At 71.8% G+C, this 16,535-nt stretch carries 13 protein-coding genes; 10 read left to right on the top strand and 3 right to left on the bottom strand.

Going from position 1 to position 16,535, the window contains the following annotated elements:
• The first annotated feature begins 28 nt into the window (after positions 1 to 28).
• On the top strand, positions 29 to 4,147 hold the full coding sequence (locus EV148_RS18630) for a hypothetical protein (RefSeq protein WP_199222717.1): 4,119 nt from the start codon (positions 29 to 31) through the stop codon (positions 4,145 to 4,147).
• On the top strand, positions 4,144 to 4,980 hold the full coding sequence (prmC, locus tag EV148_RS04450) for a peptide chain release factor N(5)-glutamine methyltransferase (protein ID WP_241988004.1): 837 nt from the start codon (positions 4,144 to 4,146) through the stop codon (positions 4,978 to 4,980). The genes EV148_RS18630 and prmC overlap by 4 nt, the downstream gene beginning before the upstream one ends.
• Positions 4,981 to 5,426: 446 nt before the next feature.
• Here the strand turns inward: prmC and EV148_RS04445 are convergent, their stop codons facing one another.
• The 3 genes from EV148_RS04445 to EV148_RS04435 form a co-directional block, all read right to left on the bottom strand.
• The gene (locus tag EV148_RS04445) at positions 5,427 to 6,752 is read right to left on the bottom strand and encodes a right-handed parallel beta-helix repeat-containing protein (RefSeq protein ID WP_131994158.1); all 1,326 of its coding nucleotides are present in this window, start codon (positions 6,750 to 6,752) and stop codon (positions 5,427 to 5,429) included.
• A 257-nt stretch (positions 6,753 to 7,009) separates the two neighbouring features.
• On the bottom strand, positions 7,010 to 8,290 hold the full coding sequence (locus EV148_RS04440) for an acetyl-CoA C-acyltransferase (RefSeq protein WP_131994155.1): 1,281 nt from the start codon (positions 8,288 to 8,290) through the stop codon (positions 7,010 to 7,012).
• Between the two features lie 33 nt (positions 8,291 to 8,323).
• Complete coding sequence (locus EV148_RS04435; protein WP_158287317.1) at positions 8,324 to 9,730, bottom strand: amidohydrolase family protein; 1,407 nt, start codon at positions 9,728 to 9,730, stop codon at positions 8,324 to 8,326.
• Positions 9,731 to 9,871: 141 nt separating this feature from the next.
• Between EV148_RS04435 and EV148_RS04430 the strand changes: the two genes are divergently transcribed.
• From EV148_RS04430 to EV148_RS04395, 8 genes are all read left to right on the top strand, one after another.
• Entirely contained in the window at positions 9,872 to 10,237 is a 366-nt protein-coding gene (locus EV148_RS04430) for a DUF4398 domain-containing protein (protein WP_131994149.1), read from the top strand.
• Positions 10,234 to 11,037, top strand: coding sequence for an OmpA family protein (locus EV148_RS04425; protein ID WP_131994146.1), 804 nt, complete (start codon positions 10,234 to 10,236; stop codon positions 11,035 to 11,037). Before EV148_RS04430 ends, EV148_RS04425 begins: the two co-directional genes overlap by 4 nt.
• Before the next feature lie 40 nt (positions 11,038 to 11,077).
• Positions 11,078 to 11,560, top strand: a complete 483-nt coding sequence (locus tag EV148_RS04420) for a hypothetical protein (RefSeq protein WP_131994143.1) — start codon at positions 11,078 to 11,080, stop codon at positions 11,558 to 11,560.
• A 174-nt stretch (positions 11,561 to 11,734) separates the two neighbouring features.
• Complete coding sequence (locus tag EV148_RS04415) at positions 11,735 to 12,226, top strand: SdpI family protein (protein ID WP_131994140.1); 492 nt, start codon at positions 11,735 to 11,737, stop codon at positions 12,224 to 12,226.
• 78 nt (positions 12,227 to 12,304) lie between these two features.
• Positions 12,305 to 13,264: a bifunctional enoyl-CoA hydratase/phosphate acetyltransferase gene (locus tag EV148_RS04410; RefSeq protein WP_131994137.1), complete on the top strand. Its 960-nt coding sequence runs from the start codon at positions 12,305 to 12,307 to the stop codon at positions 13,262 to 13,264.
• Complete coding sequence (locus EV148_RS04405) at positions 13,261 to 14,421, top strand: acetate/propionate family kinase (RefSeq protein ID WP_131994134.1); 1,161 nt, start codon at positions 13,261 to 13,263, stop codon at positions 14,419 to 14,421. Before EV148_RS04410 ends, EV148_RS04405 begins: the two co-directional genes overlap by 4 nt.
• A 560-nt stretch (positions 14,422 to 14,981) precedes the next feature.
• Positions 14,982 to 15,311 (top strand): EF-hand domain-containing protein, encoded by a 330-nt coding sequence (locus tag EV148_RS04400; RefSeq protein WP_131995441.1) that lies wholly within the window; start codon positions 14,982 to 14,984, stop codon positions 15,309 to 15,311.
• A complete protein-coding gene (locus tag EV148_RS04395; protein WP_131994131.1) occupies positions 15,312 to 16,535 on the top strand; it encodes an NAD(P)/FAD-dependent oxidoreductase in 1,224 nt (407 codons plus the stop codon).

The following is a 16,535-nucleotide window of genomic DNA, read 5'->3' as shown; positions in this document are numbered from 1 at the left end:
CGTCGAGTAGTTCGCACAAGGATCGATCATGCGTCTGTTCGCCCGATTGTTCATCGCATTCTTCCTGCCGTTTGCCGCACGCGCCGCCACCGACGTGCCCGCGCCGCTGGAGCCATGGCGCGCCTGGGTCATGCACGAGCAGGAATTCCGCGCCTGCCCACTGATCTCGGGCCACCAGGGCGCGCAGGCCGGTGATTACCTCTGCGCCTGGCCCGGCGTGCTCGCGCTGGCCGCCGATGCGCGCGGTGCGAGCGTCGTCCAGCGCTGGCGCGTCGACGCCGAAAGCTGGGTACCGCTGCCCGGCGACGACGAGCACTGGCCGCAGCAGGTCAGCGTCGACGGCCAGCCCGCCGCGGTGGTCGACCATGACGGGCCGGCGCTGCGCCTCGCCGCGGGCAGCCATGAAATCCGCGCGCGCATCCCCTGGACCGAGCGGCCGCAGGCCTTGCGCGTGCCCGAGTCGATCGGCCTGCTGACGCTCGCGATCGACGGCAAGCCGATCTCGCCGGTGCAACGTGATGGCGAGGAAGTCACGCTCGGGCGTGGCGTGGCCGATGCACCCGAAGCCGACAGCATGCAGTTGCGTGTCCATCGCCGGCTCGACGACGGCGTGCCGGCGCGGCTCGCCACGCGCATCGAACTCGCGGTGTCGGGGCAGGCGCGCGAGGAACTGATCGGGCCCGCGTTGCCGGCCGGTTTCGAGCCGCTCTCGCTCGCCAGCACGTGGCCGGCGCGGCTCGATGCGGACGGTCGCCTGCGCGTGCGCGTGCAGCCCGGCAGCGACACGCTGACGCTCGAAGCGCGCGCGCTCGCACCGCTCGACGCGGTCAGGGCGAGCGTGCCCGGGGAACCGTGGCCGCAACAGGAGATCTGGAGCTACGCCGCCGCGCCGGCGTTGCGCGTGAGCGTCGCCGAAAGTGGAACGCCGGTCGATCCCGCGCAGGCGCAGGTACCTGCGGATTGGGTGCAACTGCCCGCGTTCGCGCTCGCCGATGGCGCCATGCTCACGATCGAGCAGCGCTCGCGCGGGCAGGATCCCGAGGCGCAGAACCAGCTGCGCCTCGAACGCGAGATGTGGCTCGATTTCGACGGCCACGGCTGGTTCGCGCGCGATCGCGTGCACGGGCGCATGCTGCGCGACTGGCGCCTCGATGTCGCGCCGCCGTATGCGCTCGAACGCGCGCAGGCCGGCAACGATCCGCTGCTGGTCACGCGCGGTGCGGAGCCGGGCAGCACGGGCGTCGAATGGCGTTCCGGCGAAGTCGATCTCGGCGCCGGGCTGCGCATCGAGCCGGTCTCGGGCGCCTGGCCGGTCGCCGGTTGGCGCAGCAATTTCGACGGCATTTCCGCGACCGTGCACCTGCCGGACGGCTACCGGCTGCTCGCCGCACCCGGCGCGGACTTCGCGCGCGGCAGCTGGGTCTCGGCATGGACGCTCTACGACGTGTTCGTCGCGGCCGTGCTCGCGCTGCTCGCATGGCGGCTGCTCGGCCTCGCCGGCGTGTTCGTCGCGCTCGCCTACCTCGTGCTGGGGTACCAGGAAGACGGCGCACCACGCTGGGCCCTCCTCGCCGTGCTCGGCTTCGCACTCGCGTTGCGGGCGATGCCCGCGGGACGCCTGAGGACCGCGTTCGAATGGGTGCGGCGCGGCGCGCTCGCCCTGCTCGTACTCGTCGCGCTGCCGTTCGTCGCCGACCAGTTGCGCACCGCGCTGCATCCGCAGCTCGAAGGCGATTTCGCACGCGCGGCCGGTTTCGATTTCGGCTTCGAGCAGAACGCGGCGCCACCGGTGTCGCGCGCGACCTACGAGGAGGTCGCGCAGGACGCGATGGAGGCCGAGGCGCCGATGTCCGCGCCGATGCCGGCGACTGCGCCGGCACCTCCCGCGCCGCCACCGCCACCGGCGGAGCCGCAGAAGGCGAAAGCCACCGGCGGCGCCTATCGCCATGGCGTGGCGAGCCGGAAGATCGAGCGCTACAGCGAGTCGACCGTGCTGCAGACCGGCGCCGGCGAACCGGGCTGGTCGCGCGGCCAGCGCTACGAGCTCGGCTGGAGCGGTCGCGTCGTGCCCGGGCAGACGATGCGTCTGCTGATCGCGCCGTCCTGGCTCGTGCGTATCCTGCGCGTGCTGCTCGTCGCGTTGCTCGCCTGGCTCGTCGTGCGCCTGCTGCAGCCGGCCGTGCGCGCATGGAAGGCGCCGCCGCCGGCCGCCGCCGTGCTCGTCGTCTTCGCGTCGCTCGCGGCGCCGCACGCGCAGGCACAGGCGCAGGCATTCCCGCCGAAGGACCTGCTCGACGGCCTGCGCGCGCGCCTCACCGAAGCGCCGCGCTGCGCCCCCAGCTGCGCCGCCTACGCCGGCGCGGAGATCGTCGCGCGCGGCGACGAGATCCGCGTCGCGCTCGAGGCCCATGCGCTCGAGCGCGTCGCGCTGCCATTGCCGGGCGGTTCCAGCGAGCTGGAGCTGCGCCGCGCGACGCTCGACGGTGCGCCGCAGGACGGCATCGCGCGTGCCGACGACGCGCTCTGGCTTACTGTGCCGCGCGGCGTGCATCGCATCGAACTCGCGTTCGCCGCGGCCGCGGACAAGCTTTCGCTCGACTTCCCGCTGATGCCGCCTCGCGTCGCATTCGACGGCGAGGGCTGGGAAGCGGGCGGCATCGAAGACGCGCACCTGCTCACGCGCACGCTCTCGCTCGTGCGGGCGCGCGCGAGCGGCGAGCAGGCTGTCGGCAGCACGCAGCAGTTCGCGCCGTACGTGCGCGTCGAACGCACGATCGACCTCGGCCTCGACTGGTCGGTGCAGACCGAAGTCACGCGCCTCGCGCCGCTGGATGGCGGTTTCACCGTCGCCGTGCCGTTGCTCGAGGGCGAGCACGTGACGAGCGCGGCGTTCAAGGTCGAGAACGCACGCATCGTCGTCGCGCTCGGCGACGGCATGCTCGCGACGGACTGGAAGAGCAAGCTCGACAAGACCGAAAAGCTCACCCTCGTCGCGCCGCCGCTCGGCGAGCGTGCGGAAACCTGGTTCGTGCAGGTCGGGCCGAGCTGGCACGTCGAAGCCACCGGCGTGCCTGCGGCAGCGACGTCGTCGACGGACGAGCGCGGCATGCACCGCTACGAGTTCCATCCACTGCCCGGCGAGAAGCTCGAACTCGCGGTGACCCGTCCGGAGGCGGCGCAAGGCGCATCGCGCGCGATCGACGCGGTCGATCTCGTCCGCAGCGTCGGCCAACGCGGCTCGGACGTCGTGCTGACCTTGCGCATGCGCGCAAGCCGTGGCGGCGAACACGCGATCACCCTGCCGCCGGGCGCCGAACTCAGCGGCAGCAGTCGCGACGGCCAGGCGCTGAACCTGCGCGTGCAGGACGGCAAGCTCAGCCTGCCGCTCGTCCCCGGCGCGCACGTGTTCGAGATCCGCTGGCGCGACGACGAAGGCGCCGGCCTGCACGTGCGCTTGCCGGCGCTCGCGCTCGGCCTGCCGGCGGCGAACATCGATCTCGGCATCGTGCTGCCGCAGGACCGCTGGCTGCTCGCGACCGCGGGCCCGGCCACGGGTCCCGCCGTGCTGTACTGGAGCGAACTCGCGGTCGCGCTGCTGCTCGCGGTTGCCCTCGGCCGTTCGCGCCGCTCGCCGTTGAAGACGTGGCAGTGGTTGCTGCTCGCACTCGGCTTCTCGACCTTCTCGTGGTTCGCGCTGCTCGTCGTCGTCGCCTGGTTGTTCGCGCTCGACCTGCGCGCGCGCACGGCGCCGCGCCAGTGGTTCGTGTTCAACCTCGTGCAGCTCGGCCTGCCCATCCTCACGCTGTTCGCGCTGCTGTGCCTGCTCGCCGCGGTGCAGACCGGGCTGCTCGGCACGCCGGACATGGCGGTCGCCGGCAACGGCTCGCATGCGTATGCGCTACGCTGGTTCGCCGATCGCAGCGAGGATGCGCTGCCGCTCGCGCATGCGATCAGCCTGCCGCTGTGGGTGCACGAGATCGCGATGCTCGCATGGGCGCTTTGGCTCGCCAGCGCGCTGGTCGGCTGGCTGCGGCGCGGCTACGAAGCTTGGAGCCGCGGTGGCTACTGGCGCCACGCGCCCACGCCGGTCGTCGACGTGCCACGGGACACGCCGCCCGCGATCGCTTCGCCGGAGCCGGCGCCCTGAGCAACGTGCGCGCCCTGCTGGCGGATGCCGCCGCGCGCCTCGGCGGTGACGACGCGCGTGGCGAAGTGGAACTGCTGCTCGCGCACGTGCTCGGCCGCACGCGCGCGTGGCTGTTCGCCTGGCCCGAACACGAAGCCAGCGCGGAGCAGGCCGGCGCGTTCGAGCGTCTCGTCGAAGCGCGCCGCGGCGGCGCGCCGGTCGCCTACCTGCTCGGTCGGCGCGGGTTCTGGTCGTTCGACCTCGCGGTTTCGCCGGCCGTGCTCATCCCGCGTCCGGAGACGGAGCTGCTGGTCGAGCTCGCGCTCGAGCGCATCCCGAGCGGGGAGGATTGCGCGCTCGCCGACCTCGGCACCGGCTCCGGTGCGATCGCGCTCGCGCTCGCACACGAGCGGCCGCATGCGCGCGTCGTCGCGACCGACGCGAGTGCGGCCGCGCTCGCGGTCGCGCATGCGAACGCGCAGCGCCTCGGCATCGGCAACGTCCGCTTCGTGCGCGGCGACTGGTACGCCCCGCTCACCGCGTCGCGCTTCGCGCTCGTCGCGTCGAACCCGCCGTACATCGCTGCCGACGATCCGCACCTCGCGCGCGGCGACCTGCGCCACGAGCCACTGTCCGCGCTCGCCTCGGGCCACGACGGCCTCGACGCGATCCGCACGATCATCGCCGATACGCCCGCGCACCTGTTGCCGGATGGCTGGCTGCTCATCGAGCACGGCTGGGAGCAGGGCGCCGCCGTGCGCCAGCTGTTCCAACGCCATGGTTTCGACGACGTGCAGAGCGTGCGCGACGTCGCCGGGCACGAACGCGTGACGCTCGGTCGCCGCGGCGCCTGAGCGGCGTTTCCTTCGTTTCGGAGGCCTGCAGCCGGGTCGGGGCGTGCCATCGCGGCCGCGCACACCCCTCGATGTGTGCGCCAGTTCGCACTGCCCGTGTGCACCGATCGAGGTGCCGAGCGTTGGCCTGCACACGGAAAGCCGCGCCCGCTTTCGTGAAGATGTGCATCACCTGCACGGCGCCCCCGCGCTGCTGCACGGAGCAAGCCCCGAACCGCGTCGCGCGTGAGCGCCACGCACCGGACCTTTCCAATCAGGTCCCGGAATCGTCCCGCCGGATGCGGGACCAGGGAGCGAGCCAGGGAGGGTGGCCACGGATGGTATTGCGCTTGGCGTGTTCGAACCCCCGCGTGAGCGGGGGTTTTTTTTGCGCGAGTCGTGGAGTCGGTTTGAGGGCTGCGACTCTCCGAGGAAAGCACTCGCGACCCGCCGGCCTGACACCCCGGTCAATCGAACCCGTTCGCGAATATCGCGTCACCCGCGTATTCGATCGCGCCGATGTCGATCGCGCCGTCCAGGGGGCGTACGGCGGCGCCGTCGACCGGGAGCAGCGCGCGCTTCGGCTGGAAGTGCGGAGGGAACAGCGCATCGGCGACCGGGTATCCCGCAATCGGCTGCGGCGCTGCGTCGCCTGCGTCGTGCAGTGCGCCGGCGACGGTCGGCGTGAGGTCGAGCGCGGCGACGTTCGCGAAGCCGGGGTTGGTTCCGCCGAGCGTGCCCGTCCATTCCGCCGGCACGAAGGTCGCGCTGGTCGGCACCCAGTTGTTGCTGCCGCCGACCTGGCGGCCATTCGTCCACTCCGCTTCGACCGTGCGCTCGACACGGATCGTGCCGCCGGCGCTCGCGTACAGCACGTTGTTGTGTGCTTCGACGGCCTGGATGCCGTCGAAGATGCGGAATACCGTCGTGTCGTGGCCCGAGGTCACGAGGATCGTGTTGTTGACGAAGCGGGCGCGGCCCTTGCTCTGCCCGCTGCCATCGCCGCCGACGCGAATCACGGAGTCGAAAGCGGGGTTGCTGTGCACGATCACGTTGCCGACGACGTCCTGGTCTTCGCGTACGAGGTCGACGCTCCAGCCCGGCTGCTGCGTCTCCTCGTCGGGACCGATGAGCTCGAGTTCGTGGTAAGCCGCGCCCTCGAACCAGTTGTAGTGGATCTGGCTGCGCTCGTGACGGTCCTTGAGCAGGTTGCCGCCGTTGCCGTCATGCACGTAGCAGTACCGCATGCGGAACAGCGAGCCCGGATGCGTGATCTCGTCGCTCTGGATGTAGAGCGGATGCCGGGTCGAGCCGCTGCCGGCGTCGTAGATCTCGCTGTATTCGAGCGTGAAGGAACCCGAATACTCGTCCGTCGAGAGGATGCCGTGGCCGGCGCAGCCATGGATCACGCTGTCGCGCACGGTGACGTCGTGCGCGCCCTGCAGGATGCAGCGCGACGTGCCGCCGGTGACTTCGAAGCCTTCGAACACGAGGTGATCGGACTGGCGGAATTCCACCGTGTTGGTACTGCCGGAGATGATCGGGCGATGGCCGTTCACGCGCAGGCCACGGATCACCAGCGGGTGGCCCTCGCTGCCGCCCGCTTCCTCGGGCACGACCACGCCGCCGGGGTAGGTCACGTCGCCGTCGACTTCGACGACGTCGTCGGCGCCGGGCGTGACCGCCGCGAACAGCGCGTTCAACGAGTGGTACGCGCGCGTCGGCCCGACCTGGTAGGTCGCGGCGTGCAGCGGCAGGGTGGCGCAGAGCGGCAGCAGGATCAGGCGGCGCATCGTCGATTCCCCCAGGAAGTGGACGGCGCATCTTGGCGTGCGCGGGATGCCGGCATCGCGGCGCAGGTCGCAGTTTCGCGCGGGAGGGCCGCATCGACTCCGTTGGCAGGAGCCATTCACGTCACGTCGCACCGGGACCGACGACGTCATGATCGGAAAATGGATTGATCGCTGCATCCGCTCCTGCGAGCTGCCCGACGCGCGTCCAGCGCGCATTGCACTTGTCCCGGCTTTCGCGGGAAAGGACGGCCGGTGTGTCAGGCGCCGCGCTCGAGCAGGGCGACCGTCCCCTGGCCACCGTCGGTGCAGATGCTCACGATCGCGCGCGCGCCGGGCTCGAGCGCGTGGAGCTCCTTGATCGCCTGGCTCAGGATCCGCGCGCCGGTCGCGCCGAACGGGTGGCCGAGCGCGACGCTGCCGCCGTGCGGGTTGATGCGCTCGCGCGGGAACGCGCCGAGGTCGTCGGTGACGCCGGCCTTGTCGCGCACGAAGGCGCGGTCCTCGAGCGCCTTCAGGTGGAACAGCACCTGCGCGGCGAACGCCTCGTGGATTTCCCACAAGGCGATGTCGGCGTACTTGAGGCCGTTGCGTGCGAGCAGGCGCGGGATCGCGAACGCAGGCGCCATGAGCAGGCCCTCGACGCGGAAGTCGACCGCGGCGATCTCGAAGTCGAGCAGGCGCGCGCGCGGCGTGCGCGGCGGCAGGCGCGCGAGGCCCGCGGTGGTCGCGGCCCACAGGCCCGCGGCGCCGTCCGTGAGGAGCGAGGAATTGCCCGCGGTCAGCGTGCCCTTGCCGCTGGTGCGGTCGAACGCGGGCGGGAGCTTGGCGAGCTTTTCGAGTGACGTGTCGCGACGCGGGATCGTGTCGCTCGTGACATCGCCGGCGGGCACGACGAGATCGTCGAAGAAGCCAGCGTCCCAGCCGGCGACCGCGCGCCGGTGACTCTCGAGTGCGTAGGCATCCTGTTCGTCGCGGCCGATGTTCCACTGCTTGGCGGTGATCTCGGTGTGCTCGCCCATGCTGAGGCCGGTGGTGCGGTTCGTCACCGCCGGCACGTAGAGGCCGAGGTCGGCGGCGCGGATTTCCGTCGCGTGCGCGAGCTTCTGGCCGAGCGAGCGAGCGTGCTGGAAGCCGCGCAACCAGTCCGACAGCGGCTGGCTCAGGCCGATCTGGATCTTGCTGAGGCTGTCGACGCCGCCGACGAGCGCGAGCTGGCGGCGCGCGTCGTCGAGCATGCCGGCTGCTTCGAACGCGGCGACCATGCTCGTGCCGCAGGCCATCACGGTCGAGAACGCGGGTACGTCCGCCCCGACGCCCGCGTCCATGAGCACCTCGCGCGCGATGTTGCTCCAGGTGAGGTTCGGCACGACGTTGCCCCAGACGAAGAAGTCGGGCAGGGCGCCGTGCAGCTGGTCGACCATGTGCCGCGCGACGCGCACGGAAAGCTGGATCGCATCGAGACTGGCGAGCGGACCATCGATCTTCGCGAATGGCGTGCGCGTGCCCGCCGCCAGCCAGACATCGCCCGTGGTGCGCATGCAGCTCTCCTCGCCGTGCCAGGAAACGCCAGCCTACCGTGGCGTGCGGCGCGCCGCCATCGCGGGCGGCTGCAGCAGGGCGTCGAGGTCGGCGCGGCGCAGCACGCGGCCGCCGAGCAGCACGGCGTCGATGCGCCGCGTGTTGCGGATGTCGCGGGTCGGGTCGGCGGCGAGCAGCACGAGGTCGGCGCGCCTGCCCGGCGCGACCGTTCCGCTCGTCGCCTCCAGGCCGAGGAATCGGGCGGGCGCGAGCGTCGCCGTACGCAAGGCCTCGCGCGGCGTGAGGCCTGCATCGACGAGGCGCTCGAGTTCGTCCAGCAGCGAGAAGCCGGGATAGACCTCCGGCATCGGTGCGTCCGTGCCGGCCATCATCGGCACCCCGGCGCGCCGCCAGGTGGCGACGATGGCGCGCGAGACCTGCCAGCGCCGCTGCGCGAGGCGATCGGGGTGCGCGGCGATCTCGCCGAGTATGCGCGTCCAGCGCTCGCGCTCGTCCGCACGCAGCAACGCCCAGCGTGGGTCTGCATGCGGAGCGCTGCCGCGGTGTGCTTCGGTCCACGCCAGCACGAGCGTGGGAACCTGCCACTGGCCGCTCGCGGCGAGGCGATGCGCGATGCGCCTGCAGGTGGCACGATCGAACGCATCGAGCACGCGTCCTTCCTGCGCATCGCGCGTCGCCACCAGGGCCTCGCCGGCGAGCCCCGCGCGCTCGCTCAGCAGCACGCCTTCGATCGACGAGCAGGCTTCATAGGCCTGCATGAGGTGTTCGCCGGTGCGCTGGCCCTGCGCTGCGGCATCGAGCAGGGCGATCGATGCGGGCACGTGTCCCGCGACCGGGATCGCGCGCGCGCGCGCCGCGTCGAGGATCGCCTGCCACTGCGCCGCGCCGACGTCGGAAAACACCTTGACGAAGTCGGCCCCGGCAGCGGCGACTGCAGCGACGGCGGCTTGCGCATCCGCGGGCTCGCGCGCGCGTCCGGCGATGCCCGCGGCGAGCACGCGCGGTGCGACACGTTCGCCGGCGTCGGTTTCGCGCCGCCACTGCCGCAGCACGGCGATCGATGCGGCATTGGCGGCCATCTCGCGCACGCCCGTCACGCCGTTGGCGACGAACAGGGGCAGCGCCCACGCGTTCGGCGGGCGGTGCGAGTACGTGTTGAACAGGTGCACATGCATGTCGACGAGGCCCGGCACCAGCCAGCGGCCACGGCCGTCGATGCGCTCGGCACCGTCGGGCAGGTGCGCGCCATCCGCGCGCAGGATCGCCGTGATGCGCCCGCCGTCGACGAGCACGGTGCGATGCGGCAGGTCATGCCCGCCGGCGACGTCGACCACGGTGACGTCGACGATCGCGACGGACGCGGCCGTCCCGGCGCGTGCCGCCACGAAGCAGGCGCACGCGAGCAAGGCGCTGACGCACGAGCGGGCTGCGATGTGCATGCGGGCTCCCCGGCAGATGCGGCGCCAGACTAGCGCATCGCCCGACGGGAAACGAAGGCTGAAGGATGACGGGCGGGTTTCGTCGGCATTCAAGTCCTGCGCTTCACGCTCGGGCCCGGATCCGTCGGAGAGGACTATCCAATGAGCACGCCACGCCTTCTCTTCGCCACTGCGCTCGCCGCATCGTGCAGCATCGCCATGGCGGTCGATCGCGATGACGCGCAGCTTGAACTCGCACAGGCCGCGACAGCGGTGCAGGCGGCCGAGCGCGACGACGCCATGCGCCATGCGCCGGCCGACCTCGACGAAGCGCACGCGACGCTCGCTGCCGCGGAGCGCGCGGCCGATGCGCGCGAATGGGAGGAGGCGGCCTGGTTCGCCAAGCGGGCGAAGGTCTGCGGCGACCTGGCCTCGGCGCGCTCGCGCCAGCGGCGGGCCGAGGCCGCGACCGATGAACTGCAGCGCAGCGTCGATGCGCTGCGATCCGGCAACGGAGGTGTGCGATGAAACGTCCAGCTGCCAGCGAGGCTGCGCGCCACGCCCTGTTGTTCGCGCTGGTGACCGGCCTCGGCGCGTGCGCCGCGACGCCGCACGTCCCCCGGGCGGAAATCGTGCGTCTGCAGCAGGAACAGGACCGGCTGCACGCCGACCCGCGCGTCGCCGCGAATGGCGGTGCCGAACTTGCTGACGCCGACGCCGCGCTCGCGACATTGGAGGCCCATGCACGCTCGCTCGACACGCGCTCGTACGAGCAGGGCGTCTACCTCACGGGCAAGCTGCAGCAGGTCGCCGAGGCGAGCGCACTCGCACGCGACGCGGAGCGTCGCGGCGAGCAGCTCGGCATCGAACGCGAGCACCTGGCGGCGCGCGGGATGCGCAGCAGCATGTCCGTTGCGATCGCGCCGGATGGCGGGCTCGACATGCGCGAACGCGCGCCGCTGCCCGACGCTCGCGCGCGCCTGTTCGCGATCCAGCGCGAACTCGTCGGCAGCGAGTCGTCGGTCGACGAGCGCGGTCTCGTCGTGCGGCTCGCCGATTTCAATTTCGGGCCGGGCGACAGCGGACTCACGGCGACCGGCGAGCGTTCGCTCGCCAATCTCGCGCGCGCGCTCGACGGTGAGCCGCAGGCCGAGGTGAGCATCGTCGCCTACGGCGATCCCGGCGCGCCGCGCGCGCACGCGCAGGTCGTGCGCCGTTACCTCGATGCACACGGCATCGATGCGGCGCGCGTCGCCGTGCACGAGGCGCGGCACGACATGCCGCCGGGCGGTGCGCGCGGCGAGGTGCTCGTCGTCGTGCGCGAATGAGCGAACCCGGGAATTCCACCCCTGACCGGAGACGAGAACCATGAACATCCGCATCACCTGTTACCGTGCGCTCGCATTGCCGGCCGCCCTGCTCGCCGGGCTGGCCGTCGCGCAAGCCCAGACCAATCCAGCGCCCGCACCGCCGGCGGCTCCCCCCGTGAACACGTCGACGCCGCCACCGGCAACGACTCCCCCCGTCGACACCCGCACGCCGCCCGTGGACACCACGGCGCCGCCGATCGGTACGCCGATGAATGACGGTCGCCCAAGCACGAACCGGCAGCAGGACGTGCCGCGCGATGCCGATGGCAATCCGCTGCCGGCGACGACGTCGGCTCCGGGCGCGCCGCCCGCTGCGCCGCAACCGCTCGATTTCGGCATGCTCGACACGGACAAGGCGGGCGCGATCAAGCTGGAGCAGGCGCGTAACGACCCATGGCTACGCCAGCACTTCGCCGACTGCGACATCAACCACAACGAGGAAGTCACGCAGAGCGAATACCAGAAGTGCACGGGCCGCTAGCGGGCGCATGGCACGCCATCGGGGAAGCCGGCGCGGCGCGCCGGCTTCGTGCGCATGGACGGAGCATTGCGCGTGCGAGCCACGGTCGTAGCGCGGCTTGGCACGTCCGCCGGGGAGCGCATTGCAACCCTGCCGCCGGTGCGCGGAGAATGCGCGCGTCAGCAGGGGACGGACATGACGACGACGCGCGTGATGGTGCTGGTCGGGATCCTGGCGGCGGTGTACGTGCTGGCGACGGGAAGCATGTTGCCCGACGTCGTGGCCTCGCACTTCCGCGCAGGCGGTGCTGCAGACGGCGCGATGTCGCGCGGCGGCTATCTCGCGTTGATGATCGGGATCACGTCCGTGTTGCCGCTGCTCCTCGTCGCACCGATGCGCCTGATAGCGCGCGTGCCCGACGGGCTGCTGTCGTTGCCCAACAAGCACTACTGGCTCGCTCCCGAACGCGAGGCGCAGACGCGCGCATGGCTGGTCGACCAGTCCGCGGTCTTCGGCATCCTGCTCAGCGTTTTCCTCTGCTATGTCCACACGCTCGTCGTGCGCGCGCACGCGACCTCGCCACCGCACCTGGACGAGCGCCTCATGACCGTGGGCATGGTCGCGTTCGGCCTGTTCGCCGCGGCCTGGCTCGTCCGATACGTGCTGCACTTCCGCCTGCCGCGTTGACCGGCCGCGCCTTCGACGCCCGCTCCGCCGCAGCACGTTCCACGGTAGGATGGATGCCGACGAGTCGCGGAGTCAGCCATGTCCTCAGCGCCGCAGGCGGCATCGCCGATCGACGAGCATGCGCACGGCGGTTACGAACGCCTGTTGCGCGCCGCGCAGGCGCTGCCGCCGATCCGCGTCGCGGTTGCCCATCCCTGCAGCCGCGAAGCACTCGAGGCGGCGATCGATGCGCGCGACGCCGGCCTCGTCGCGCCGGTGCTGGTCGGCCCGCGCGCGCGCATCGACGCGCTCGCGGCCGAGGCGGGCCTCGCGCTCCGCGGCATCGAGCGCGTCGACGCCGAACACAGCCATGCCGCCGCCGCGGCGGCCGTCGCGCTCGCGCGCGAGTGCAAAGTCGACGCGGTCATGAAGGGCAGCCTGCACACCGACGAGCTGCTGCACGCGGTGCTCGATCGCGACCACGGCCTGCGCACCGCGCGGCGCGTCTCGCACGCGTTCCTCATGGACGTGCCGAAGTATCCGCGCCCGCTGCTTATCACCGATGCGGCGGTGAACATCGCGCCGACGCTCGCCGAGAAGGCCGACATCGTGCAGAACGCGATCGACCTCATGCATCGCGTCGGCTATGAACGGCCGCGCGTCGCGATCCTGTCGGCGGTCGAAACCGTCAATCCCGCGATCCCCTCCACCGTGGAGGCTGCCGCGCTGTGCAAGATGGCCGATCGCGGCCAGATCACCGGCGGCATCCTCGACGGCCCGCTGGCATTCGACAACGCGGTGAGCGAGGAGGCCGCGCGCATCAAGGGCATCGACTCGCCGGTCGCCGGGCGCGCCGACGTGCTCGTCGTGCCCGACCTCGAATCGGGCAACATGCTGTACAAGCAGCTCGTCTACCTCGCCGGCGCCGACGCGGCCGGCGTCGTGCTTGGCGCGCGCGTGCCGATCATCCTCGCCAGCCGTGCCGACAGCGTACGCATCCGGCTCGCCTCGTGCGCGCTCGCGGTGCTGCTCGCGCAACCACGCGGGTCAGCGCCATGAGTTCGGTGCTGCTCGTCGTCAATGCCGGATCGTCGAGCCTCAAGTTCGCCGTCTACGAAGCCGATGCGCGCCTCGCGCGCCTCGGCGGCGGGCAGGTCGAACGCATCGGCCGCGGACCGCGCCTGCGCGCGGTGCGTCCCGGCGAGACGACGCGCCTGCTGCCGCTGCCGGCGGACGCGGGCCAGGCCGGGGCGCTGGATGCGATGCTGCGCTGGTTCGATGCCGAGTTCGCCGGTCGACCGCTCGCGATGGTCGGACACCGTGTCGTGCATGGTGGCATGGCCTACACCGCACCGGTGCGCGTCGACGACACGGTGCTCACGGAGCTCGAGGCACTCGATCCGATCGTGCCCTTGCACCAGCCGTACAACCTCGCGGCGATCCGTCGCTTGCGCGAGCGTGCACCGCACGTGCCCCAGCTCGCCTGCTTCGACACCGCGTTCCACGCGCACTGGCCCGATGTCGCGCGGCGCTTCGCGCTGCCGCGCGCCCTGCACGACGCGGGCGTGCGCCGCTACGGTTTCCATGGCCTGTCGTACGACTACCTCGCCGGCGAAACCCGCCGGCGCGAGCCGAAGGCGCGGCGCCTCGTGATCGCGCACCTCGGCAGCGGCGCGAGCGTGTGCGCGGTCGACGACGGCCGCTCGCGCGACTGCTCGCTCGGCTTCACCGCGCTCGACGGCTTGCCGATGGGCACGCGCTGCGGGCCGCTCGATCCGGGCGTCGCGTTCCACCTCCTGCGTGGCGACGCGGCGACGCCCGCCTCGGTCGAGAAGATGCTGTACCACGACAGCGGCCTGCTCGGCGTATCCGGCATCAGCGCCGACATGCGCGAGCTGCTCGGGAGCGAGGCGCCGGAAGCACGCGAGGCGGTCGACCTGTTCGCCTACCACTGCACACGCCAGATCGCGGCGATGGCCGCCGCGCTCGGCGGCATCGACGCGCTCGTGTTCAGCGGCGGCATCGGCGAGAACGCGGCCGCCGTGCGCGAGCGCATCTGCGCGCCGCTCGGCTTCCTCGCCATCACCCTCGATGCGGCGGCGAACGCGCGCAACGCCGAACGCATCGGCGGCGGCCGCGTGCCGGTACTCGTGCTGCCGACCGACGAGGAAGTCGTCATCGCGCGCGCCTGCCGCGACGCACTCGCTCCGGTGTGACGGCGGCGGCACGGGCCGCGCTTCAATGATCTTCCGCGGCTGCGTCCGGCGCAATCGCGACGCGGGCGCGGCTCACTCGAAGCCGCTCGCGAAGATCATGTCGTCGATGAATGACAAGCGCGCCACGTTCGCCGAGAGTCCACCGCCGACGTCGCCCCGGGCGCTGCCGTCAAGGCCGCGACGTGGAAGCGCGAGGATGCACTGCCTGAACGGACCGGCGGGAGCGGGTCTGTCGATAGCGAGCGCTCGGTGTCGACGCAGCCCGTGGGAGGTGAGTTACGCGCGCCGCTCGGGAAGCTGGACATCGCATGAACGGGAGATACCGCGTTCAGTCGTCGGTCCGATCCGTGGCGCTAGCGTGAACCATCGCCCGAACTCCACGAGGATGCGCCGATGCCTGCGACGCCGCTGCTTCTGCCGATCTTCAAGCTCGCGCGTTCCCGCGCGCTCCCGTTCGTGCCGATTCGACCGCTGCAGGCGCCGGCCGCGGTTGCGCCGTCGCGCTCGGACAGCCGCGCCTCGGCCGGGCGGAACGCGCAGGGCCTGCGCAGGATCGCATCATGAGCCGGTCCGTCCGGTGGGTGGCCATGGTCGCCGCAGCGGTCGCGCTCTGTGCGTGTGCCGCGCCCACGATGCGTGTCGGTGATGGCGCTTCACATGCGCCGGCCGATGCGGCGTGGGTCGCGCTCGACACCGACGGCGATGGCGTGCTGTCGCCCGGCGAGGTGGAAGGGCAGCATCTGGTCGCTCTGCAGGAAGACTGGTCCAATGCGGACCTCGACGGCGACGGTCGCGTTTCGCATGCCGAGTTCGACGCGTGGTGGCCGTGGATGACGCGGGTGCCCGAGCCCGGGAGCATGGCGCGCCTCAACGCAAGCTCCCGTCGCTGAGTGAACCTCAAGAGCGGCTATCCGTACTGGACGGTTCGCAACGGTCTGATTGCCTGCTACCCCGTGCTCGATCGCCCGCTCGAGTGCGACGTCGCCGTCGTCGGCGCGGGTATCACCGGTGCCATCGTCGCGCGGAGGATGCAACGCGATGGCCATCGCGTCGTGTTGCTCGATCGCCGCGAGTGCGGCTGGGGGAGCACGGCGGCCAGCACCGCGCTGCTGCAATACGAACTCGACGCTGAAATGGGTGATCTGGCCGGGAGGTATGGCGCCGCCGCCGCGACGCTCGCGTACCGGTACTGCGCCGCGTCGCTCGAGATCCTGGCAGGGGAACTGGCGCGCTTTCGCCGCATCGGATTCGCCCGTGCGCACAGCCTGTACTTCGCCTCGAACAGTCGTCATCGCGACCGCCTGCTCGCGGAATGTCGCCGGCGCCGCGACGCCGGCCTGCAGGTGGACTGGCTCGAAGCCGACGAACTGGCCCGGCGCTTCGGACTCGATGCGCCGGCGGCGATCCTGACCCGCCCCGCGGCGCTGGTTGATCCGTACCGCGCCTGCCATGCGTTGCTGCGCGCGATCGTGCGCAATGGCGGGCGGGTATTCGATCGCACCACGGTGTCCGGTTTCGCCGTGCGTGCGCGCCACGTTCGCGTGGACACCGATCGCGGCGTCGCGCTGCGCGCGCGCTGGCTCGTCGTCGCCGCCGGCTACGAGTCCCAGCAGTGGCTCGATGCACGCATCGCACGCAATCGCAGCAGCTATGCGTTCGCCACCGATCCGCTCGACGATGTCGGTCGCCTGCGCGGCGTGCTCGCCTGGGAAACCGCACGCCCGTACCTGTACCTGCGCACGACCGGCGAGGGCCGCCTCATCGTCGGTGGCGCCGACGATCGCATCGACGTGCCAGCGCTGCGCGATGCCAGGGTGCGGCGCAAGGCGGCACTACTCGCCCGCAAGGTGGCGCAACGCCTCGGCATCGCGGTCCAGCCGGCATGGGCGTGGGGCGGCACGTTCGCGGAAACCATGGACGGTCTGCCGTTCTTCGACGCGCATCCGCAACACGGGCCGCGCGTGCTGTTCGCGCTGGCCTATGGTGGCAACGGCATCGCCTATGCGCGCCTCGGCGCGGACGTGCTCGCCGCGCGACTGAACCGGCGAGCCCATCCGTGCGACGGCCTGGTGTCGTTCGCGCGGTTCGATCGCGGCGTACCGACGCACCGCTGA

This window comes from Dokdonella fugitiva (genome assembly GCF_004342425.1).
GTDB lineage: Bacteria > Pseudomonadota > Gammaproteobacteria > Xanthomonadales > Rhodanobacteraceae > Dokdonella_A > Dokdonella_A fugitiva.
Note: the sequence above shows the minus strand (reverse complement) of the source record. Positions and strands in the feature narration are given on the sequence as shown.

Bases quoted from the DNA above. Each gene is read 5' to 3' on its own strand.
- EV148_RS18630 (WP_199222717.1), top strand. From the start codon at position 29: ATGCGTCTGTTCGCCCGATTGTTCATCGCATTCTTCCTGCCGTTTGCC.
- EV148_RS04445 (WP_131994158.1), bottom strand. From the start codon at position 6,752: ATGCGCCGCCTGATCCTGCTGCCGCTCTGCGCCACCCTGCCGCTGCAC.
- EV148_RS04440 (WP_131994155.1), bottom strand. From the start codon at position 8,290: ATGCGCACCACGGGCGATGTCTGGCTGGCGGCGGGCACGCGCACGCCA.
- EV148_RS04435 (WP_158287317.1), bottom strand. From the start codon at position 9,730: ATGCACATCGCAGCCCGCTCGTGCGTCAGCGCCTTGCTCGCGTGCGCC.
- EV148_RS04430 (WP_131994149.1), top strand. From the start codon at position 9,872: ATGAGCACGCCACGCCTTCTCTTCGCCACTGCGCTCGCCGCATCGTGC.
- EV148_RS04425 (WP_131994146.1), top strand. From the start codon at position 10,234: ATGAAACGTCCAGCTGCCAGCGAGGCTGCGCGCCACGCCCTGTTGTTC.
- EV148_RS04420 (WP_131994143.1), top strand. From the start codon at position 11,078: ATGAACATCCGCATCACCTGTTACCGTGCGCTCGCATTGCCGGCCGCC.
- EV148_RS04415 (WP_131994140.1), top strand. From the start codon at position 11,735: ATGACGACGACGCGCGTGATGGTGCTGGTCGGGATCCTGGCGGCGGTG.
- EV148_RS04410 (WP_131994137.1), top strand. From the start codon at position 12,305: ATGTCCTCAGCGCCGCAGGCGGCATCGCCGATCGACGAGCATGCGCAC.
- EV148_RS04405 (WP_131994134.1), top strand. From the start codon at position 13,261: ATGAGTTCGGTGCTGCTCGTCGTCAATGCCGGATCGTCGAGCCTCAAG.
- EV148_RS04400 (WP_131995441.1), top strand. From the start codon at position 14,982: ATGAGCCGGTCCGTCCGGTGGGTGGCCATGGTCGCCGCAGCGGTCGCG.